Origin of the sequence: Gordonia sp. SMJS1 (assembly GCF_029866425.1) — a bacterium.
Classification (GTDB): Bacteria; Actinomycetota; Actinomycetes; order Mycobacteriales; family Mycobacteriaceae; genus Gordonia; species Gordonia hongkongensis.
The window spans coordinates 4,602,878-4,622,388 of sequence record NZ_CP123381.1 but is presented as its reverse complement, the minus strand read 5'-3'; the positions used below and the strand labels follow the sequence as shown (position 1 = coordinate 4,622,388).

Here is a 19,511-nt window from a genome sequence, read left to right as displayed (position 1 = left end):
ATCGATCCGAAAGGCAAGTCATGTACCGACTCACCGTGATCTACGGACATCCGCTCGACCCGGAGGCCTTCGACCGGCACTACGAGAACGAGCATGCTGAACTGGTCCGCCGTATCCCCGGACTGCGCCGGTTCGCCGCGGGCAAGTGCGACTCCCTCGACGGCACCGAGCCCGCCTCGTACTCTGTGGCCGAGCTGTACTTCGACTCGAAAGACGCCCTTGCCCAGGCCCTCGGATCGCCTGAGGGGCAGGCCGCGGCCGGCGATGTCGCCAACTTCGCACCGGTGGGGCGACCATGCTGTTCAGCGACGAGTCGATGGTGGGTCCCTGAGATGGCCGCGCTGCAGACCGTCCAGAAGATCGGCCCGGTCCTGGATCTGTTCACCGTCGAACGTCCGGAGTGGGGTGTTTCGGAGGTCGCGGGTGAGCTCGGCGTCCCCCGGTCGAGCGCGCACGCGCTGCTGGCCTCACTGGTCGACATCGGCCTGCTCCAGTGCCGCGCCCGCGGCCGCTATCGCATCGGCTGGCGGGTCGTCGAGCTGAACCAGGCGTTGCAGGGCACGGTCGACGTCAAATCCTGTGCCGCAACGGCTTTGCAGGCGCTGTCGGAGAAGTTCGGCGAGACAACCCATCTCGCGGTCATGGAACGCTACCGGGTGATATACGTCGACAAGGTGCTCGGCAATCACGTCATCAACGTATCCGGCGCCCGGATCGGCGCCCAACTCGACGCGCACTGCAGCGCGGTCGGCAAAGTACTCCTCGCGCACTGCGACCCGGCTCAGCTGGCCCGCAACGTGACCGACAAGCAGCTCCGGCGGTACACGTCGTCGACCGTCACGGACCCAGACGAACTGGCGGCCGAACTGAAGGGTGTGCTGCGCCGGGGTTGCGCCTTCGACCTGGCCGAAGCCGTTCCCGACGTGCACTGCGTCGCGGCTCCGATCCGCGACGAGATGGGGGTGGTCGTGGCGGCGATGTCGATCACCGCGCCCGCGACCAGATTCGTCCCGGCACAACACGAATTCCGGCGTGCGGTCATCGCGGCCGCCGCCGACGCGTCCCGCGCGCTGAGCACCTCGTCCGGCGACGAGTCCACGCCCATCCGGCTGCCCGAGCGCGAGGTCTCCGTCCTGCACGCGGTGGCGGGATGACCCCGCGATCGCCGTTCCTCAGCCCAGAAAGATCGTGCCTTCCATGACCGACCATGCCGACCTCGTGCGCGACGCCGCCGATGCGCTGCTCGACGCCTATCGAGACCACGCCCCGATCGAACCCCTGGCCGCGCGGTTCGCGGACCATCCACTGTCGACCGCCTATGAGATCGCCCTCGCCCAGGTCCAGGACTGGGAGAAGCAGGGTGACGTGGTGAAAGGGCACAAGGTGGGGCTGGCCTCCCGTGCCATCCAACGGCAGATGGGTGTCGACCAGCCGGACTTCGGGCACCTCACGGCGAGCATGTTCCATCTCGAGAACGCCCCGATCCCGGCGGGCACCTTCATCCAGCCGCGCATCGAGCCAGAGGTCGCCTTCGTCCTCGCCAAACCGCTTCGCGGGCCGGGGGTCACGGTCGCAGAGGCCACCGCGGCCGTCGACTTCGTGCTCCCCGCACTCGAGATCGTGGACTCGCGCATCCGCGACTGGCAGATCGGCATCTTCGACACCATCGCCGACAATGCGTCGTCGGGCGGGGTGATCCTGGGCGGACGGCCGGTGCCGCTCGTCGACGTCGACCTGCGGATGGCCGGCTGCAACCTGCATGTGAACGGCGAACTCGTCGACACGGCGCCGGTGGTGCGGTGCTGGGATCCCCGATCAACGCGCTGGTCTGGCTGGCGAACACGGTCGGGCCGCTGGGTGTCACCCTCGAACCAGGCCACGTGGTCCTGCCCGGTTCGATGACCGCGGCCGTGCCGGTCGCGCCGGGGGACACCGTGGTCGCCACCATCGCCGGACTCGGCAGCGTCACCGCGGTGCTGGCCGGCGCGTGAGTGCTCGTGTCCTCGAACCATCAGGAGAAGATGTGACAGACAATGGAATCGACGATTGGAGTGCGGTTCGTGTCGCCGGCACGCTGCTCGCCGCCGAACACTCGCGGACGGCGCGGACCTCGATCCACCACGAGTGGCCGGGCCTGACACTCGACGTAGCCTATGCCGCTCAGGACATCGCGCTCGCCGATCGGCGCTCGCGCGGAGAGACCGTGACCGGGATCAAGCTGGGCCTGACCTCGCGGGCCAAGCAGAAACAGATGGGCGTCGACGAACCGTCGGTCGCCTGGCTCACCGACGCGATGGTGCTGCCCGCCGGTCTGCCGGTTCCGCGTGAGCGACTCATCCATCCGCGCGCCGAGCCGGAGATCGCTTTCGTGCTCGGGCGGCCCCTCACCGGTCCCGGTGTCACCGCGGCCACAGCACTCGCCGCGGTCGACCATGCGATGGCCGCGATCGAGATCATCGACAGTCGCTACTCGGGGTTCAAGTTCACCCTCGCGGATGCGGTGGCCGACAACAACTCCTCCGGCGTCTACGTGACGGGTCCGGTCATCCGAGATGTCGCGAACGTGGACTTCGGACTCGAGGCGTGCCTTCTGGAGATCGATGGCGACATCGTCGCCACCGCGACGGGCTCGGCGGTGCTCGGACATCCTGCCGAGGCACTGGCGTTCGCGGCCAACACCTTCGGCGCGCGGGGCGTCACCCTGGAGGCAGGGTGGGTCGTCCTCACCGGCGGCATGACGGACGCTGTGCCGGTCGAGCCGGGTAGCCGGGTCGCGGCACACTTCACCACGCTCGGCTCGATCACGATCGCGGGAGGGTGAGATGCCGTTCATCGATGTGACCATCGCCCAGGGGCGTTCACCCGACGAGGTACGCGCGCTGATGCGCGAACTGACGGCGGCCGCCCACCGTGCGATCGGCGCGCCGATCGCGAACATCCGAGTATGCGTCCGCGAGGTCCCGACCACCCACTGGTCGGCGGGCGACGTCACCGTTGCCGAACGTCAGGCGGCGAACACGGAATCGTGAGGCGCGGGAGGAGCTGCTCGCTACTGTCCACGGGAACTGCAAGACACTGGTCCCTGATTCGAAAAGGCCGCTATACCTGCAGTCCGGCCGGTGACCGGCAGACTTCAACTCGACCGATGGACTTCGATTGAAGTCTAGGAGTCGAGTTGAAGTCTGTTGGTCACGGGGCGTGTCAGCTCTGCTCCCTGGCCGTCCGGGTAGCCGACGTCGATCCCGAGAGTGTTGCCCGCTGATGATGCGTCGTTGAACACGGTGCACATGCGGGTGACCGAGCAGGGCAGAGTCGCGATCGCCGCGGACGTGACCGCGGTGATCGGGGAGAAGTTCCTGTCGATGATCGACGAACGATCCTGCCCGCGGCCGGAACCCGACGGCGCCGAGGATCGTCGCAGTGTCGGAGAACGCCGCGCCGACGGTTTGGAACTATTGCCGGATCAGGCGGCGGTCGGTGCGGCGATGACCACCGCTGGCGCGCTTCGCACCCAGGTGCTGGTGACCATCCCGGCCGACAACACCGATCCGGCGCGGTTGCCGTGGGTCGGTGCGGTCACGGCGTCGACGGCACGACGACTGTCCTGCGACGGTGGGGTGGCCGAGATCGTGCTCGACACCGAGGGCGTGCCGTTGCGGAAGGGCACCACGAATCGGCTGTTCCCACACCACTTACGTCGAGCGATCATCGTTCGCGTTATGTGCTGTGTGAAATGCGTTGCCCCCGCGGCGTATACGCAGGTCCACCATCTCGTCCATAGGGCTGATGGTGGTCCGACTGATCTGGACAACGGGTGCTTGCTGTGTCAGCGCTGCCATACCCAGGTCATCACCATGGCTGGGAGGTGGTGATGGGTCCTGATCGGCATCCGTGGCTGATCCCGCCGGCCGACATCGACCCCCGACGGTTACCCCGGCCTGCCTACAACCGCCGCACCATGCGACTCGACGACGCCCTCGTGTAGTCGCCAACCCTAGAACCACCGCGCCCAGACTCTCCGGCGTCGACTCCGGCGCCACACGACCTTTGACAACTCCACAGGGTGGATGTGTCGGGCTCAGCGAGCCGCGCGGAGTGCGATCTCCGACGCCCGGACATCACTCGCCGGCTGGCCGGCGATGCCCCAGTTCTCCGGCGCCACCTCGACAATCTGTCCACGGACGCCCGAGCGTTCAACGTCCAGGTGCTCGACGACGAGGTCGGTGAACGCGGCCAGAAGTTCCGAACGTTGCTGCGGCGGACGGCCTGCGAGCACGATGGCGGTGAAATAGGGGGCTGCCGACCCGCCGTCGGCGACGAGCTGTCCGCCGACGGCGAGGTCGGTCGGGTCGTACTGCACGACGAAGGCGCGTACCCGCTCGATCGGTGAGTCGAGGATGCGGGAGTAGGCCGCACTCGCGGCGGTCAGCAGAGCGGCGCGCTGCTCGGTGGACGCGCTGCCGACGGGGATGTGGAAGTGTGCAACCGGCATGTTGGCTCCGTTCGGGAAGTGCCCGCGTCCGTTTCGGACCGGGCTACTGGATGCCGTGGCGAGTTCCGCCGTCGGCGTTGAGGACGCTGCCGTGCAGCACGGCGGCCTGGGGCTCGAGCAACATCTCGACGAGCCAGGCGATCTCGTCCAGTGTGGGCAGGCGACCCAGCGAGGTCTTGGCCGTGTACCTGTCCCAGATCTCCTGCGGCGCGGCCCCGGTCTCACGCGATTCGGTGTCGACGAAGGCGCGGAGCCGAGGGGTGTCGATGGGCCCGGGCGCGATGGTGTGCACGGTGACACCCCGGGGTCCGTAGAGTGCCGAGATCTGTCGCATCAGATTGAACAACGCGGCATTGGCGGTACCCGGTCCCGCGTCGAGGGGCCCCGGTTCGAGTCCGAGTGAACCCGCGACCGCTACGAACCGCGAGCCGTCGGCGAGATGGTCGCGGACTGCTCGCAGCAACCGGACGGTGCCGGCCACCTTGATGTTGGCCGCGGTGGCCAGCAGCGATGGCTCGATCGCGTCCGCGGAGCCGCGCACCGGGAGACCGGCCGCGAACACCGCGAGTCGTACGGGCCCGTCGAGGCAGGATCGGATCGCGTCCACGGACCAGTCCTCGGCGATGTCGGCCGCGCACGGGATGATCAGTTCGTCTGTTGCCGCGAGCTGTTCGAGTTCCTCGGCACGGCGCCCCACCGCGAGAACCCGCATCCCGCGTGCCACCAGGCGTCGTGTGAACACGGTCCCCATCGCGCCGGTCGCGCCGACGACCACACATGTCTCGGTTGTGGACACGGGTCCTACTTCCGGATGCGCAGGGTCACCGCACGGGGTTCGGTGAAGAACTCGCGTGAGTACTGGCCACCCTCACGGCCCAGGCCGCTGATGCCCTCACCGCCGAAGGGCAGCCGGAGATCGCGTTCGAAGAAGGTGTTGATCCAGACCGTGCCGGCCTTCCAGCGCGCGGCCATCCGATGAGCCCGATCGAGGTTCTGCGTGAACAGGATTCCGGCGAGACCGTAGGGGGAGTCATTGGTGATGCGCAGCGCCTCCTCTTCGGTGTCGAAGCCCAGAACCGTCTCGACGGGACCGAAGATCTCCTCACGTGCCGTGCGGGAGTCATTGGTCAGGCCGGTGATGACGGTCGGCGGATAGTAGAAGCCGCCCGCCCGATCGGGGTCGGTGAGTCGTTCGCCGCCGGTGATGATCTTGCCGCCTTCATCCTGCGCGAGTTCGACGTAGCTGTGCACCTTGTCGAGGTGACGCTGCTCGATGAGCGGCCCCATGAACGTCGTCGGGTCCTTCGGGTCCCCGACCACGAGCTTCCGCGCCTCCTCGACGAAGCGCTCGACGAACTGCTCGCGGATCGAGTTCTGCACCAGCAGTCGCGAACCCGACAGGCAGACCTGCCCGTTGCCGCCGAAGATGGCCCGAAGGGACATCGGCACGGCCACATCGAGATCGGCGTCGGCGAACACGATGTTGGCCGACTTGCCACCCATCTCGGCCGAGACAGGCGTGTGGTTCGCGGCGGCCGCCTGCAGGATCTTCACGCCCGTGGCACTCGATCCGGTGAAGGTGATGCGGTCGACGCGCGGATCGGAGGTCAGCGGTCCGGCGACGGCCTCACCACCGAAGCCGTGGACGACGTTGAGCACCCCGGGCGGCAGACCCGCCTCGAGCGCGATCTGCGCGAAACGGTTGGCGGTCAACGGTGTCTGCGGTGCCGGTTTGAGTACCACGGTGTTGCCGAAGGCAAGTGCGGGCGCGATCTTCCATGTCGCCAGCATCAGCGGCGCGTTCCACGGACTGATCGCGGACACGACCCCGGCGGGCGGGTAGAGGACGTAGGAGAGCAGATCGCCGTCCGGGTAGGCCTCGTTCGCGGCCATCGAGACGTAATCGGCGAAGAAGCGCAGGTTGTGGGCCACCCGCGGGATCTCGGCGTGCAGCGACTGCGTGATCGTCTTGCCGCCGTCACGGGTTTCGAGCTGTGCCAGCTCCTCTCGGTGCTCGTCGACGGCGTCGGCGACCGCATGCAGGATCGCCGCGCGTTCCTTGGGTGACATCTGCGGCCACGGCCCGTCGTCGAAAGCTGCTCGGGCAGAGTCGATCGCAGCGAGACCGTCGTCGGCGGTGCCGCGCGCCACCCGCGCGAGCAACGTGCCGTCATGCGGGTCGCGCGACTCGAACGTCGCACCGTCCGAAGCTGTGCGCCACTCATCCCCGATGAGGTGGCGGACCTCGGCGGTACCGTTCTGATCGGTGCTTGTCAGATGGCTGGAAAGAGTCATTGCGTCACACCTCTGCCGCGACGGGCGTCTCGTACGTGCGGCCCGCGAGTTCCGAGGCCACATCGATGATCATGTCTTCCTGGCCGCCGATCACCCCGCGCCGGCCGAGTTCGAGCAGGATGTCCCGGGCCGGGACCCCGAACTTCTTCGCAGCGCGCTTGGTGGGGTGGAAGAACGTCGAGTACACCCCGGCGTATCCCAGTACGAGAGCGGTCTCGTCGACGATCTGCGGCTCGGTCATCAGTGGGGCCACGACGTTCTCGGCGGTGTCGATGAGCGGGAACAGCTCGACGCCGGTGTCCCAGCCGGCGCGTTCGAATGCGCCGGCGAGGACTTCGGTCTGGGCGTTGCCCGCGCTCGCGCCGAGCCCTCGGAGCGAGCCGTCGATGTAGGTGGCGCCGTTCTCGGCGGCGGTGAGCGCGTTGGCGATCCCGACACCGAGGTTGTTGTGGGCATGGAAACCGATGTCCGCGGAGATCGCCTCGCGCAGTGCCGCGACCCGCTCGCCGGCCTGCCGCGGGACGAGCGCACCTGCGGAGTCGACGACGTACACGACGTCGGCGCCGTAGGAGTCGAGCTTGGCCGCCTGCTCGGCGAGTGCGTCGGGTTCGAGTTTGTGGCTCATCATGAGAAAGGTCATCACGGTGAGACCGTTCTCCTTCGCCCATTCGACAGGCTGCTGCCCGCAATCGGCTTCGGTGCAGTGGACGGCGACGCGGACGGTCGAGATGCCGGCGTCCACCGCCGCCTGCAGTTCGTTCAGCGTCGCGATGCCCGGTACGTAGAGGGCCGCGATGTCGGCGTTGTCGACCGCGTCGACGGCGGCGCGCACGTACTCGGGGTCGGTGGCCGCGGCGAAGCCGTACTGGACCGACGACGCACCGAGACCGATGCCGTGTGCCACTTCGATTGTCGGGACGCCGGCCCGGTCGAGGCCGGCCGCGATGGCGGCGACGTCGCGGGTGGTGAACCGGTGCGAGACACTCGACATCCCGTCACGCAGCGTCGTGTCGACGAGGGTGACCGATCGTGGCCCGCGGGCCGGGGACTGGCTGGTCATCGCAGTGCTCCTGTCTGAAGTGTCGCTGTCGCGGCCCTCTCCTGCGCCATCACCTCGGCGACCTGCACGGCGGCCGCGGTGATGATGTCGAGATTGCCTGCGTACGTGGGTAAGAAGTCGCCGGCGCCGACGACCTCGAGCATCACGGTCACCAGATCGCCATCGGTGTCGACGAGCTTGAGGGTGTAACCGGGGACGTAGCGCTGGACCTCGGCGACCATGTCGACCACGGCGCGTTCGATGGCCACGGGATCAGGGTTGCGCACTTTCGCATACACCGTGTCGCGCATGTTCATCGGCGGTTCGGCCGGGTTGATCACCGAGATCGCCTTGGCCCGGTCCGCTCCCGCGACCTGCGCCAGGGCGCGCCCCGTCTTCTCGCTGAACTCGCTCAGATTCTGCCGCGTTCCCGGACCCGCACTCGCCGACGCGATGGCCGCGACGATCTCTCCGTAGGCGGCGTCGGCGGCCTGGTTGATCGCGTGGAGGATCGGGATGGTGGCTTGCCCGGCGCAGCTCACCATGTTCACGTTGGGCGCGTTCACGTGTTCGCGGAGGTTGACCGCGGGGACGACGTAAGGGCCGACCGAGGCGGGCGTCAGATCGATCGCGGTGATCCCCGCGTCGGCGTAGCGGGGCGCGACGGCGGCGTGGACCTTGGCGGAGGTGGCCTCGAAGACGAGGTCGGGGGGCGAGGACTGCCGTAGCAACCAGTCCACGCCCTCGGCCGACGCCTCGAGTCCTTCCTCGCGCGCCCGGCGCAAACCCTCACTGGCGGAATCGATCCCGACCATGTGGACCGGTTCTACGTACTCGGACCGCAGCAGTTTGTACATCAGGTCCGTCCCGATGTTGCCCGATCCCACAATGGCGGCGGTCAACCGGCTCATCGCATGTCTCCTCTGCTCGTGCGCACGTTCGGTCTCGGTTGCCGTCGGCGTGCTCGACACCGAACCTAAGGAGCGGTTGCCGTCTCCGGGGCCAAGGCACGGGCAGTCCGAACGCGGAGCGCATCGGCGACACCGTTGTTCGGATATCCCGAATGGCGGTGACGGCAGTCACATCTCGTCGCCATGCTGAGGCTCATCAGCCAGCAGCCACCGAGATCCGGTGGCGCCCGATCCACAGGAGAAACGATGACCGAGAACGCCGCACGCTTCGATGTCGCGCACCTCGCCCGTGCCGAACTGTTGACCCCGAAGCCGCAGGAGACCCTCGACTTCTTCACCCGATTCCTGGGCATGTACGTCACCCGGCGCGAAGGCCAGTCCGTCTACCTGCGGGCCTACGAGGACCCCTACCCCTGGAGTCTGAAGATCACCGAGTCCGCCGAACCCGGGATGGGCCATGCCGGCATGCGGACCAGCTCCCCCGAGGCGCTCGAACGCCGTGCCGCCTCGCTGCAGGGCGCGAACATCGAGACCTCGTGGCACGAGGACGAGTTCGGCTACGGCAAGACGCTCGCGTACAAGACCGCCGACGGTCACGACTTCGCGCTGGTGTGGGAAGCCGAGACCTACGTCGCGCCACCGGAACTGCAGAGCAAGATCCTCACCCGGCCGTCGAAGAAGCCGTTGCAGGGGATTCCGGTCAAGCGCATCGACCACCTCAACCTGATGGCCTCGGACGTCACCGCGCTCAAGACCGAGTTCGAACGCCACCTCGGGTTCCGAACCACCGAGCGCGTTGTCGACGGTGACGTCGAGATCGGCGCCTGGATGAGCTCGAACATCCTCGGCCACGAGGTCGCCTGCATGCGCGACATGACCGGCGGGCGCGGCAAACTGCATCACCTCGCCTTCTACTACGGCACGGGTCAGCACAACATCGACGCCGTGGAGATGTTCCGCGAGTACGACATCCGCATCGAAGCCGGTCCGGACCGGCACGGGATCACCCAGGGGCAGTTCCTCTACGTGTTCGAACCGGGTGGCAACCGCATCGAGTTGTTCGGCGAGTCCGGATATCTGCATCTCGATCCGTCGGCCGAGACGAAGACCTGGCAGATGTCCGACATCGACACCGGTCTGGCCGTCGGCGGCGCGAAGCTGCCGTGGGAGACCTACTTCACCTACGGCACCCCCAATCCGCTTCCGCTCGACGAGCACATCACGGCGTTCGCCGACTTCGGGCCGGGTGCACCCGCGCCGGAGGTCGAGGCGGTCGTCGAACTGGTGCCCGACGAGATCGAGAGGTCGCGTGCCGTGGCCGACGCACCGGTCTGATCGGGAGATTCCCTGACTGTCATCGACATCGCCGCGGTGTCGTCGTCCGACGAACGTGCCCGACCAGCCACTGCGGATCGCCGACACCCTGTACCACGACCTCGTGTCGCCCGGCGAGGTCGCGGTGGTCCGCCGCCGGGTTCGGGAAGTCGCGCTCCGCGACGTCGCCCCGGTGGCCGATCGGATCGCGCGGGGCGACGAACGGCTCGACGGCTTCCCGCACGACGTGTTCGATCGGCTGGCCGCGGCGGGGATCTACCGCATCCCCTTCGCGGCCGACGTCGGCGGCGACGGACTGGCCCACCCGGCGACTGCGACGGCCACCGCCGTCGAAGAACTGGCGTACTTCTCCAACAGCGTCGCCGCGATCTTCGACGTCCATTGCATCCTCGCGGGCAACGCCGTCAACCGGGGCACGCCGGAGCAGCGCCGCCGGTGGCTGGCACCGGTCGTCGCCGGCGAGATCGTGGGCGCGTTCGCCACCAGCGAGCCGGCCGCGTCGAGTGATCTCTCGCCCGAGGCGGTCCGGCCCGTGGCGCACCGCCGCGGCGACGGCTGGGTGCTGAACGGACGCAAGCGCTGGATCACCAACTCCGTTGTCGCCGCGTTCGTCGTGGTGCTCGCGCGCACCGGTGACCGGCTCTCGACGTTCATCGTCCCGACCGACACCCCGGGGGTCCGGGTGGGTACGCCGGATCGCAAGCTCGGGAACAAGGGCCAGATCACCGCCGACGTGCACCTCGACGAGGTGGAGCTGGGGCGTGAGTCCCTGCTCGGGACCGAGGGCGGCGGGCTGAAGGTCGCCCTGCAGACGCTGACCTACGGACGTATCGGGATCGCGGCGGCGGGTGTGGGCATGGCGCAAGCCGCCTTCGACCGCACCGCTGCCCACCTGCGCACCCGGGTGGCCTTCGGCGAACCGCTCGCAGCCCGGCAGCACTGGCAGTTCCTGATGGCCGACCGCGCGACCGAGATCGCGATCTCGCGCGACCTGTACATCAAGGCCGCGATGCGGCTCGACGCCGGAACGCGCTTTCCCGAACCGGAGGCGGCGATGGCCAAGCTGCGCGGCACCGAGGTCGCGGTCCAGATGGCCCGCGACGCGGTCCAGGCGTTCGGCGGCTTCGGATTCACGCAAGAGCTCGGCGACGACGACTCGTCGGGTCCGGTCGAGGCCCTGTACCGGGACAGCAAGATCGGGGAGATCTACGAGGGCGCCAGCGAGGTACAGCGGTGGGTGCTCGCGCGGCAGATCTTCGGTCGCGACGTCGTGGGCTGATCGACGCGCTGACGACCCTCCGGGCCGTCGTCCACCCCGGTGGGCGGCGGCCCTTGGCGTCGCGGGACCAAATCGGGGCATGGTGGTGTTGTGCACGGTGACGCCCTCCGAGCGCCGTCGCTCGACGGAGCCGAGGGAGCGTCAGCAGGAGGAAACGTGAGCAACACCTACCGCAAGACCCCCGAGGCGTTGAGCCGCCTCACCGACATCCAATACCGCGTCACCCAGCGTGACGGCACCGAGCGTGCCTTCGACAACGAGTACTGGGACAACCACGAACCCGGCCTCTACGTCGACGTCGTGTCCGGGCAGCCGCTGTTCTCGTCCACCGACAAATACGACAGCGGCACCGGCTGGCCGAGCTTCACCAAGCCGATCGAGCCCGACGCGGTCGCCACCAAGACCGACCGCACCCTGTGGATGCGACGCACCGAGGTTCGCTCGTCCGGCGCCGACAGTCACCTCGGGCACGTCTTCGACGACGGGCCGCGCGAGGCCGGCGGACAGCGCTACTGCATGAACTCCGCCTCGTTGCGGTTCATCCCGGTTGGCGAGCTCGAGGCGGAGGGGTACGGCGAGTACGCCGGCCTGTTCGGCGGCACGCACACCACGGATTCCCACACCACCGACACCCAGGAGGAGAACGCATGACGACCGACACCGGCCAAATCACCGTCCGTCCCGGCACCGAGACCGCGGTCCTCGCGGGCGGGTGCTTCTGGGGGATGGAAGACCTGATCCGCAAGCAGCCCGGCGTCCTGGACACCCGGGTCGGCTACACCGGCGGACAGAACGACCACGCCACCTATCGCAACCACCCCGGTCACGCGGAGGCCGTCGAGATCGTGTTCGACCCGACCCAGACGTCGTATCGCGACATCCTGGCGTTCTTCTTCCAGATCCACGACCCGACGACGCGCAACCGGCAGGGGAACGATGTCGGCACGAGCTACCGCTCGGCGATCTTCCCGGTGACACCGGAACAGGAGAAGGTCGCCCGCGACACCATCGCCGACGTCGATGCGTCGGGGCTGTGGCCCGGCAAGGCGGTCACGACGATCGAGGAGCTGGGTCCGTTCTGGCAGGCCGAGCCCGAGCACCAGGACTACCTGCTCAACTTCCCGAACGGGTACACCTGCCACTTCCCGCGACCGGGATGGGTGCTGCCGAAGCGGGACGCGGCGTCCACGCGGTGACGCGCGAGGCCGGCTGACAGTGCCGACGCCCGTCGACGGTCATGCGACAACGACCGTCGACGGGTTCGTCGGCGTATGCTGGGGCGATGTAGCACTCTGCTACACACGCGCGGGAGGTGTGCGATGAGCACTGGTACGGACAAGGTGACCCGGCTGTCTGCTGCGTTGGTGACCGATGCGGCCCGGGAGGGCGCGCGAGAGCAGCGGTCGGCGCGGCAGCAACTCGAACACTGGGCGCGTCTGGGGCGCAGCGTCTCGCAGCGCACCACCGCGTCGCGTCAGCGGGTCGAGGCCGCGCTGGCGGGCGATCTGCCGGGAGAAGTGCTGACCGCAGAGGAAGCCGTCGTCTACGACGCCGAGATCGACGCTCATCTCGAAGCGCGGCTCGCGACCGACGACCACGTGGTTCGTCGTGCCTCGGCCGGGTTGTCCTCGGTGGTCGTCGATGACGCCGGACAGCTCGTCGAACACCGCCCCGACGGGACGAGCGTCATCCTCGAGCAGTGACTCCGCGGCTCGATCTGGTCGTCGGATGCAACGGCGCGGGCAAGTCGACGCTGGTCGAGCGTCATCTGCAACCCCTGCTGCATGTGCCCTTCGTCAACGCCGACCTGATCGCCCGGCAGCGGTGGCCCGACTCCGCGGAAGCCCATTCCTACGACGCCGCCCGGTTGGCGGCGGCGACCCGCGACACTCTCATCGAGCGCGGCACCTCGTTCATCGCCGAGACGGTCTTCTCGCACCCCTCGAAACTGGAGCTCATCGAACGTGCGCACACCGCCGGATACCGAGTCGCGCTGCACGTCGTGATGATCCCCGAGGCTCTCGCGGTCCATCGCGTCCGATTGCGCGTGGACAGTGGCGGGCACGCGGTCCCCGAGGTCAAGATCCGCGAGCGGTTCCGACGCCTGTGGCCGCTCGTCCGCACGGCCATCGCGCGGAGTGACCTGGCAACCGTGTACGCCAACGAGCGACCGACCACGCGCATCGTCGCGCGGTACGTCGACGGTCTGGTCGCCGGCGTACCCGACTGGCCGGACTGGACGCCGGGTGCGCTGACGGATACGAAGGCACGATGACTTCCCTCGATCGAGCCGGCCGGCTTCTCGTCGTCGGCGCTGTCAACGTCGATCTCGTGGTGGCGACCGACCGTCTGCCGGGGCCCGGTGAGACGGTCGTCGGTCCGACCGTGACACGTCACGGCGGCGGCAAGGGCGCGAACGCCGCCGTCGCCGCGGCGCGTGCAGGTGCCGAGGTGCGTTATTGCGGCGCAGTGGGTTCTGACGACATGGGCGCGAGCGCACTCGCCGAACTGCGGGACTCCGGTGTCGACGTGACCGACGTGGACGTGCTCGACGGCGTCGCCACCGGGATGGCGCTGATCGTCGTCGATCCGCACGGGGAGAACCAGATCGCGGTCGGGGCAGGCGCGAATGCCGTTCTCGGTGCCGACGAGGTCCGTGCCGCGGTCGACCGTGCGGCGGGGTGGGCCGGCTGTGTCCTCGTCAGCACCGAGATCCCGGCCGACGCCGTTGCCGCAGCCGTGACGACGGCGGCTGCGCGGGGTATGCGATGCGTCGTCAACCCGGCCCCGGTGTTGCCGTCGACGGTCGACCTGATGGCATCGGCGCCGGTGCTGACGCCCAACTCGTCGGAACTCCTGGACCTGTACACGTTGATCGCCGACGGTCGGGAAGCCGCGGAGCTCCCGGCAGCCGAGCGGGCGACGGCGGTCGCATCCCGAACGGGCGCACCGGTTCTCGTGACCCTCGGTGCCGACGGCGTACTGATCGCCGACCCCGCGTCCGAGGTGATCTCGCTCCCCGCCGGACGGGTCGCGCGGGTCGTCGACACAACCGGTGCGGGTGACACTTTCAACGGCGTGTTCGCGGCCGCGCTCGCCGCCGGCTCGACGGTGGTCGAGGCGGCTAGACGTGGGGTCGCGGCGGCGTCGCTGTCCGTCGCCGCGGTCGGCGCCCGGACCGGGATGCCGAGCGACGACGAGATCCGCCGCGCGATGTGAGCGGAACCGGCCGGGAGGGAAGCGCGCTAGCGGGTGGCTGGTTTCGGCCGTTTCATGAACCGGTGATGGTCGTCGCTGGGCAGGAAGTAGTCGCCCTGCCCGCCCGCGCGCAGCAGCGGTCGAGCGCCGGCCGTGTCGTACGTCTGGTCGTCGCGCAACAGATGGGTGGCGATGTGGATCTTGACCACCTCGCCCAGCACCATCCAGGTGTCGACGAGGTCGCCTGCGGCCGTGCGTAATTGGAACGACTGGGTGGTTCGGCACTCGAAACTCACCGGACTCTCGCCGACCCGTGGCGGGGCCACGAGATCAGAGGCGAGGCGCGTCAGGCCGGCGACGTCGAACTCGTCCTCGCCGGCGGGCACCGCAGCCGAGGTGGCGTTCATCTGCTCGCCGAGGCCGTCGGTCGCGAGATTCCAGACGAACTCGCCGGACCCGATCGAGTTGGCGACGGTGTCCTTGTAACCGACGCTGGCGAAACCGACGATCGGCGGCGTGTAGTTGAAGAGGTTGAAGAAGCTGTAGGGAGCCAGGTTGCCGACGCCGTCGTCGGACACCGTCGAGATCCAGCCGATCGGCCGCGGCGCGACGATGGCATTCACCGGGTCGTGAGAGAGCCGGTGGCCCTGCAACGGCTCGTAGGAGTGGTAGGTCGTCACCATCGCCACGGTACGTCAGCCGTCACCCGTTCCATCGCCTGCGTAAGGTGAGGTGCGACCGACCACCGCGCACATCGACGATCGGGACCGCCGTGACCCTCTCCTCCGCCTCTGACCTGCGGACCTTCGCCAACATCCGGGACCTGGGCGGTATACGGGTCGCCGGCGGCGGCGTCACCGCCGCCAACGTGCTGATCCGCAGCGATGCCCCCTATCCCGACGACGAGGACCCCGTCGGCCTGTCCTGGCCGCCGGCGACCGTCGTCGATCTGCGCGACCCCACCGAGCTGGGCCGGATGGCAGTCACCTGGCCGCCGAACGTTCGCGTCGTGCACCGTCCGGTGTCCTCGGGTGCCCGCGTCGACCGCCTCGCCGACACCGCGCTCGTCGAGATCTACACCGCGATGATGCGCACGGGCGGGCATCGACTCACCGCCGCGCTGAACGAGTTCGACACCGAGGGTGCGACGCTCGTGCACTGCGCTGCCGGCAAGGACCGGACCGGGGTGATCATCGCGATCGCCCTGCTGCTGGCGGGCGTCGACGAGGAAGCGGTCGTCACCGATTACCACCGCACCGAGGACGGCATCGCCGGGGTGTTCGCGCGTCTGCGGTCCCGCAAGCGGATCCCGGCGGGCACCACGCTGGACGCCCCGATCCTGCGCACCCCGCGCGAGGCCATCGAACTCGTCGTCGGGGACGTGACCGGTGCGCGCGGCGGTGCGTGGGGATGGTTCGAGGAGCACGGCGGCGACGTCGACCATTTCCGGGGCTGGGTCTCGAAGTTCGTGCGTCCCGAGGTCGAGGAGGCCGGGCGTGACTGACGAGAACAATGCGGGTTCAGCGCAATTCAGCCCGGATGTCGTGGCAGCCGTACTCGCGCACATGAACGACGACCACGCCGACGACTCGCTGCTGATCTGCCGTGTGCTGGGCGGGCGGCCGGACGCGGTCGCGGCGCGGATGACCGGATTCGACCACGACGCAGCGACGTTCGATGTCACGGTTCCCGAGGGGATCACTGCGGTGCGGCTCGCCTGGGATCGCCCGGTCCGCGATCGTGGTGACGTGCGCACCGCGGTCGTCGCGATGTTCCGCGCGGCGCAAGAGCATTCGGGTACTTCTGCCTCCTGAGGGTCACGTACTCCCGCGCACGATGAGTTCGACCGGGAGGCGGCGGGATTCGACGTCACGCCCGGCGGCGAGATCGAGGAGGCCGCGCACCGCGGTCTCGCCGATCTCCCGAGCAGGGGAGCGGACCGTCGTGAGCGGCACGGGGAGTTGGGCGGCCACCGGGATGTCGTTGTAGCCGATCAGGGCGAGGTCATCGGGGATGCGGAGTCCGAGGTCGCGGGCGACACCGAGGACTCCGATCGCGATGGTGTCCGACACCGCGAAGATCGCCCGGGGACGGTCCGGACGATCGAGCAGTGCGCGCCCGGCCGCCGTCCCGCCGTGAACTTCGAAGTCGGAAGCGACGATGCGGTCGTCGGACAGCGTGATCCCGGCATCAGCCAGCTGGGCGCGGAACCCGCGGAGCCGGTCGGTGGCCGTCGTGGCGTGACCGGGGCCGCCGATGACGGCGAGGTCGGTGTGACCGCGCTCCAGGAGATGTCGGGCGGCGATGCGTCCGCCGCGCACGTCATCGCCGCCGACGAAGGGGAGTCCGGCCTCGGCGTGCCGGGTGAGGGTGAGCATCGGGAGGTCGCCGACCCGCAGGGATTCCACGAAGTCCCGGCCCGGCAGGTGTAGTCCGCTCAGCAGCAGACCGTCGACCTGCCGGCCGACGAGGAGTTCGATGGCGCGTCGCTGAGCGGCTTCCTCGTCGGGCGGGGAGGACAGCAGGACCGAGTATCCGGCCCGGGTGGCGGCCTGTTCGATGCCCTGGTAAGTCGTGGCCACGACGCCGTCGGTGAGGCGGGTCATCACGACCCCGATGGTGGTGGTTCGGCGGGTCCGCAGGCTGGCCGCCCACACATTGCGCTGGTAGCCGAGTTGGTCGGCGACCTCCCGCACCCGCAGAGCCGACGCCGACCATCCGTCGGCGGGCTCGGACTGTCGCAGCACCCGGGAGGCGGTGGACACGTGTACGCCGGCACGCCGGGCGATCTCCTTCAGCGTGGGGGCGCGCTGACCACTGACCACGCTGATCCTCTCTCTTGCTGATTGACCCGACGGCCGTCGAACACCTACCTTAGGCGATGCAAACGTTCGTGCAAACGTTCTCGTCGACGGCCCCCGCCCGCCGCGAGTCCCATTCTCGACGGAGGTCCGCCATGTCCCGCACCAGCACGTTGCCCCAGCTCTTCGCCCTGGACTCGTTGCTCGACGCCGACGAGATCGCCATCCGTGACAGCGTGCGGGACTTCGCGGCCTCGAAGTTGCGTCCGCACATCGCCGACTGGGTCGAGGATGCCCGGCTGCCGGCCCGCGACATCGCCCGCGAGCTGGGCGGACTCGGAGCGCTCGGCATGCACCTCGAGGGCTACGGCTGCCCCGGGATGAGCGCGATGTCCTACGGATTGACGTGCCTGGAACTCGAGGCCGTCGACTCCGGCATCCGCAGCCTGGTCTCGGTGCAGGGCTCGCTGGCGATGTTCTCCATCCACCACTGGGGTTCGGAGGAGCAGAAGAACGAGTGGCTGCCGCGGATGGCGGCGGGCGAGGCGATCGGCTGTTTCGGCCTGACCGAGCCCGACTTCGGGTCCAACCCGTCGGGGATGCGCACCCACGCCAAGCGGGACGGCGACGACTGGGTGCTCAACGGGACGAAGATGTGGATCACCAACGGTTCGATCGCCGACGTCGCGGTGGTGTGGGCGCAGACCGACCTCGCCGACAGTCCCGGCGGCATCCGCGGGTTCGTCGTCCCGACCGACACACCGGGGTTCTCGGCGCCGGAGATCACCAAGAAGATGTCGCTGCGCGCCTCGGTCACCTCCGAGCTCGTGTTCGACGACGTGCGCCTTCCCGCCTCGGCGATGCTGCCGAAGGCGGAGGGGCTGCGCGGACCGCTGACCGCTCTCGGCGAGGCGCGCTTCGGGATCATCTTCGGGGCGATGGGTGCCGCCCGCGACTGCCTCGAGGCGGCCATCGAGTACGCGCAGTCCCGCCAGGTGTTCGACAAGCCGCTGGCCGGCTACCAGATCACCCAGACCAAGATCGCCGACATGGCGCTCGAGGTGGGCAAGGGTCACCTGCTGGCCTACCACCTCGGCCGTCTGAAGGACCGCGGCGAACTCACGCCCGAGCAGGTCAGCACCGGCAAGCTGAACAGCACCCGCGAGGCGATCGCGATCGCCCGCGAATGCCGAACCATCCTGGGCGCGAATGGCATCACTCTGGAGTATCCGGTGATCCGGCACGCCAACAACCTGGAGTCGGTGCTCACCTACGAGGGGACCTCGGAGGTCCACCAGCTCACGATCGGGCGCGCACTCACCGGGTCGGCGGCGTTTCGCTGAGGCAGTCAGGCGCCTGGCGGTAACCACCGGCGCCCACGGAACGTGGCGCAGTGGGTTACGTTGGACGAGCACGCCGAACAATGCGCGTCCGTGGTCGTTCGCTCACGTCGGGCGTCGAAAGGGGTTCGACCATGACCGATCCGGCTGACGATGACGTTCACCGCAAGATCGCGGATCTGGCGCGTGAATTACACGGCGACGACTCCGACGAGCAGGTTGCGAAGACGATCGTCGAGAACGCGCTGGTCGACATCCCCGGAGTCGCGTACGCCGGCCTCACCGTCGCAATCGACCGAAAATCGATCGCGTCGTTCGGGTCCACGCACGACGTTGCCGACGTACACGACCGTATTCAAGCGGAACTCGGTGAGGGACCGTGCATCTCGGCAGCGCTCGCCGATCGCATCGTCCGAGTCGACGACCTCGAGAACGAGCAGCGCTGGCCCGAATACCGCCGCCGCGCGCTCGTCGAGACGCCGATTCGTTCCGTCCTGTCGTTCCAGCTCTTCGCCGACACCACGTCGATCGGGGCGTTGAACCTCTACGCCGACGAGCCGTTCGCCTTCGACCTTCACGCCGAGGACATCGGGGTGGTCTTCGCGACGCATGCCGCCCTCGCGTGGAACAAGGTGAAGAAGGACAAGCAGTTCCACAGCGCCCTGGCCAACCGGGACGTCATCGGTCAGGCCAAGGGCATGCTGATGGAACGGTTCGACATCGACGCGGTGGCCGCCTTCGACCTGCTGAAGCGCCTGTCGCAGGACTCGAACACCAAGCTGGTCGACATCGCGCGTCAGATCACGACAGCACGGTGATCA

At 68.6% G+C, this 19,511-nt stretch carries 21 protein-coding genes and 3 pseudogenes; 17 read left to right on the top strand and 7 right to left on the bottom strand.

Annotation, left to right across the window (positions count from 1 at the left end; all coding sequences use genetic code 11):
• Positions 1 to 20: 20 nt before the first annotated feature.
• The 6 genes and pseudogenes from QAD21_RS20965 to QAD21_RS20940 all read left to right on the top strand — a co-directional run.
• A pseudogene (locus tag QAD21_RS20965) lies at positions 21 to 221 on the top strand (EthD family reductase); the annotation flags it as partial.
• 111 nt (positions 222 to 332) lie between these two features.
• On the top strand, positions 333 to 1,154 hold the full coding sequence (locus QAD21_RS20960) for an IclR family transcriptional regulator (RefSeq protein WP_068970810.1): 822 nt from the start codon (positions 333 to 335) through the stop codon (positions 1,152 to 1,154).
• A 43-nt stretch (positions 1,155 to 1,197) separates the two neighbouring features.
• Positions 1,198 to 1,991: pseudogene (locus QAD21_RS20955) on the top strand (fumarylacetoacetate hydrolase family protein).
• 32 nt (positions 1,992 to 2,023) lie between these two features.
• On the top strand, positions 2,024 to 2,821 hold the full coding sequence (locus QAD21_RS20950; RefSeq protein ID WP_137809483.1) for a fumarylacetoacetate hydrolase family protein: 798 nt from the start codon (positions 2,024 to 2,026) through the stop codon (positions 2,819 to 2,821).
• Between the two features lies 1 nt (position 2,822).
• A complete protein-coding gene (locus tag QAD21_RS20945; protein WP_068970812.1) occupies positions 2,823 to 3,029 on the top strand; it encodes a tautomerase family protein in 207 nt (68 codons plus the stop codon).
• Between the two features lie 185 nt (positions 3,030 to 3,214).
• A pseudogene (locus QAD21_RS20940) lies at positions 3,215 to 3,985 on the top strand (DUF222 domain-containing protein); the annotation flags it as partial.
• A gap of 93 nt (positions 3,986 to 4,078) precedes the next feature.
• Here the strand turns inward: QAD21_RS20940 and QAD21_RS20935 are convergent.
• The 5 genes from QAD21_RS20935 to QAD21_RS20915 are packed head-to-tail and all read right to left on the bottom strand — an operon-like array spanning position 4,079 to position 8,737.
• Positions 4,079 to 4,492 (bottom strand): tautomerase family protein, encoded by a 414-nt coding sequence (locus tag QAD21_RS20935; RefSeq protein ID WP_068970813.1) that lies wholly within the window; start codon positions 4,490 to 4,492, stop codon positions 4,079 to 4,081.
• Positions 4,493 to 4,535: 43 nt separating this feature from the next.
• Complete coding sequence (locus QAD21_RS20930) at positions 4,536 to 5,288, bottom strand: SDR family oxidoreductase (RefSeq protein ID WP_068970814.1); 753 nt, start codon at positions 5,286 to 5,288, stop codon at positions 4,536 to 4,538.
• 5 nt (positions 5,289 to 5,293) lie between these two features.
• A complete protein-coding gene (locus tag QAD21_RS20925; RefSeq protein WP_205333369.1) occupies positions 5,294 to 6,787 on the bottom strand; it encodes an aldehyde dehydrogenase in 1,494 nt (497 codons plus the stop codon).
• 4 nt (positions 6,788 to 6,791) lie between these two features.
• A complete protein-coding gene (gene dmpG / locus QAD21_RS20920; RefSeq protein WP_205333370.1) occupies positions 6,792 to 7,847 on the bottom strand; it encodes a 4-hydroxy-2-oxovalerate aldolase in 1,056 nt (351 codons plus the stop codon).
• On the bottom strand, positions 7,844 to 8,737 hold the full coding sequence (locus QAD21_RS20915) for an acetaldehyde dehydrogenase (acetylating) (protein ID WP_078113761.1): 894 nt from the start codon (positions 8,735 to 8,737) through the stop codon (positions 7,844 to 7,846). The genes dmpG and QAD21_RS20915 overlap by 4 nt, the downstream gene beginning before the upstream one ends.
• 246 nt (positions 8,738 to 8,983) lie before the next feature.
• Here QAD21_RS20915 and QAD21_RS20910 point away from each other — a divergent pair, with 246 nt between their 5' ends.
• From QAD21_RS20910 to QAD21_RS20880, 7 genes are all read left to right on the top strand, one after another.
• Positions 8,984 to 10,072: a VOC family protein gene (locus QAD21_RS20910; RefSeq protein WP_205333371.1), complete on the top strand. Its 1,089-nt coding sequence runs from the start codon at positions 8,984 to 8,986 to the stop codon at positions 10,070 to 10,072.
• A 55-nt stretch (positions 10,073 to 10,127) separates the two neighbouring features.
• Entirely contained in the window at positions 10,128 to 11,351 is a 1,224-nt protein-coding gene (locus QAD21_RS20905) for an acyl-CoA dehydrogenase family protein (protein ID WP_277244056.1), read from the top strand.
• Positions 11,352 to 11,507: 156 nt separating this feature from the next.
• Positions 11,508 to 12,002: a peptide-methionine (R)-S-oxide reductase MsrB gene (gene msrB, locus QAD21_RS20900; RefSeq protein WP_280360212.1), complete on the top strand. Its 495-nt coding sequence runs from the start codon at positions 11,508 to 11,510 to the stop codon at positions 12,000 to 12,002.
• A complete protein-coding gene (gene msrA / locus QAD21_RS20895) occupies positions 11,999 to 12,547 on the top strand; it encodes a peptide-methionine (S)-S-oxide reductase MsrA (protein WP_280360211.1) in 549 nt (182 codons plus the stop codon). Before msrB ends, msrA begins: the two co-directional genes overlap by 4 nt.
• A gap of 123 nt (positions 12,548 to 12,670) precedes the next feature.
• Positions 12,671 to 13,054 carry a hypothetical protein gene (locus QAD21_RS20890; protein ID WP_280360210.1) on the top strand — a complete coding sequence of 128 codons (384 nt, stop codon included), beginning with the start codon at positions 12,671 to 12,673 and terminating at the stop codon, positions 13,052 to 13,054.
• On the top strand, positions 13,051 to 13,626 hold the full coding sequence (locus QAD21_RS20885) for a zeta toxin family protein (RefSeq protein WP_247450284.1): 576 nt from the start codon (positions 13,051 to 13,053) through the stop codon (positions 13,624 to 13,626). The genes QAD21_RS20890 and QAD21_RS20885 overlap by 4 nt, the downstream gene beginning before the upstream one ends.
• Positions 13,623 to 14,570 (top strand): PfkB family carbohydrate kinase, encoded by a 948-nt coding sequence (locus tag QAD21_RS20880; RefSeq protein WP_280360209.1) that lies wholly within the window; start codon positions 13,623 to 13,625, stop codon positions 14,568 to 14,570. The genes QAD21_RS20885 and QAD21_RS20880 overlap by 4 nt, the downstream gene beginning before the upstream one ends.
• A 26-nt stretch (positions 14,571 to 14,596) precedes the next feature.
• Here the strand turns inward: QAD21_RS20880 and QAD21_RS20875 are convergent, their stop codons facing one another.
• A complete protein-coding gene (locus QAD21_RS20875; protein WP_280361819.1) occupies positions 14,597 to 15,229 on the bottom strand; it encodes a flavin reductase family protein in 633 nt (210 codons plus the stop codon).
• 92 nt (positions 15,230 to 15,321) lie between these two features.
• Between QAD21_RS20875 and QAD21_RS20870 the strand changes: the two genes are divergently transcribed.
• Positions 15,322 to 16,053 carry a tyrosine-protein phosphatase gene (locus tag QAD21_RS20870; RefSeq protein ID WP_280360208.1) on the top strand — a complete coding sequence of 244 codons (732 nt, stop codon included), beginning with the start codon at positions 15,322 to 15,324 and terminating at the stop codon, positions 16,051 to 16,053.
• Positions 16,046 to 16,363, top strand: coding sequence for a DUF2470 domain-containing protein (locus tag QAD21_RS20865; RefSeq protein WP_280360207.1), 318 nt, complete (start codon positions 16,046 to 16,048; stop codon positions 16,361 to 16,363). The genes QAD21_RS20870 and QAD21_RS20865 overlap by 8 nt, the downstream gene beginning before the upstream one ends.
• A gap of 3 nt (positions 16,364 to 16,366) precedes the next feature.
• Here the strand turns inward: QAD21_RS20865 and QAD21_RS20860 are convergent, their stop codons facing one another.
• Positions 16,367 to 17,374: a LacI family DNA-binding transcriptional regulator gene (locus QAD21_RS20860; RefSeq protein WP_280360206.1), complete on the bottom strand. Its 1,008-nt coding sequence runs from the start codon at positions 17,372 to 17,374 to the stop codon at positions 16,367 to 16,369.
• Positions 17,375 to 17,505: 131 nt separating this feature from the next.
• Between QAD21_RS20860 and QAD21_RS20855 the strand changes: the two genes are divergently transcribed.
• Together QAD21_RS20855 and QAD21_RS20850 are read left to right on the top strand one after the other, a co-directional pair.
• Positions 17,506 to 18,693 (top strand): acyl-CoA dehydrogenase family protein, encoded by a 1,188-nt coding sequence (locus QAD21_RS20855; RefSeq protein ID WP_280360205.1) that lies wholly within the window; start codon positions 17,506 to 17,508, stop codon positions 18,691 to 18,693.
• A gap of 131 nt (positions 18,694 to 18,824) precedes the next feature.
• Positions 18,825 to 19,508: a GAF and ANTAR domain-containing protein gene (locus QAD21_RS20850; protein ID WP_065632495.1), complete on the top strand. Its 684-nt coding sequence runs from the start codon at positions 18,825 to 18,827 to the stop codon at positions 19,506 to 19,508.
• Positions 19,509 to 19,511: the final 3 nt, after the last annotated feature.

Bases quoted from the DNA above. Each gene is read 5' to 3' on its own strand.
- QAD21_RS20960 (WP_068970810.1), top strand. From the start codon at position 333: ATGGCCGCGCTGCAGACCGTCCAGAAGATCGGCCCGGTCCTGGATCTG.
- QAD21_RS20945 (WP_068970812.1), top strand. From the start codon at position 2,823: ATGCCGTTCATCGATGTGACCATCGCCCAGGGGCGTTCACCCGACGAG.
- QAD21_RS20935 (WP_068970813.1), bottom strand. From the start codon at position 4,492: ATGCCGGTTGCACACTTCCACATCCCCGTCGGCAGCGCGTCCACCGAG.
- QAD21_RS20925 (WP_205333369.1), bottom strand. From the start codon at position 6,787: ATGACTCTTTCCAGCCATCTGACAAGCACCGATCAGAACGGTACCGCC.
- dmpG (WP_205333370.1), bottom strand. From the start codon at position 7,847: ATGACCAGCCAGTCCCCGGCCCGCGGGCCACGATCGGTCACCCTCGTC.
- QAD21_RS20915 (WP_078113761.1), bottom strand. From the start codon at position 8,737: ATGAGCCGGTTGACCGCCGCCATTGTGGGATCGGGCAACATCGGGACG.
- QAD21_RS20910 (WP_205333371.1), top strand. From the start codon at position 8,984: ATGACCGAGAACGCCGCACGCTTCGATGTCGCGCACCTCGCCCGTGCC.
- msrA (WP_280360211.1), top strand. From the start codon at position 11,999: ATGACGACCGACACCGGCCAAATCACCGTCCGTCCCGGCACCGAGACC.
- QAD21_RS20890 (WP_280360210.1), top strand. From the start codon at position 12,671: ATGAGCACTGGTACGGACAAGGTGACCCGGCTGTCTGCTGCGTTGGTG.
- QAD21_RS20880 (WP_280360209.1), top strand. From the start codon at position 13,623: ATGACTTCCCTCGATCGAGCCGGCCGGCTTCTCGTCGTCGGCGCTGTC.
- QAD21_RS20855 (WP_280360205.1), top strand. From the start codon at position 17,506: ATGTCCCGCACCAGCACGTTGCCCCAGCTCTTCGCCCTGGACTCGTTG.
- QAD21_RS20850 (WP_065632495.1), top strand. From the start codon at position 18,825: ATGACCGATCCGGCTGACGATGACGTTCACCGCAAGATCGCGGATCTG.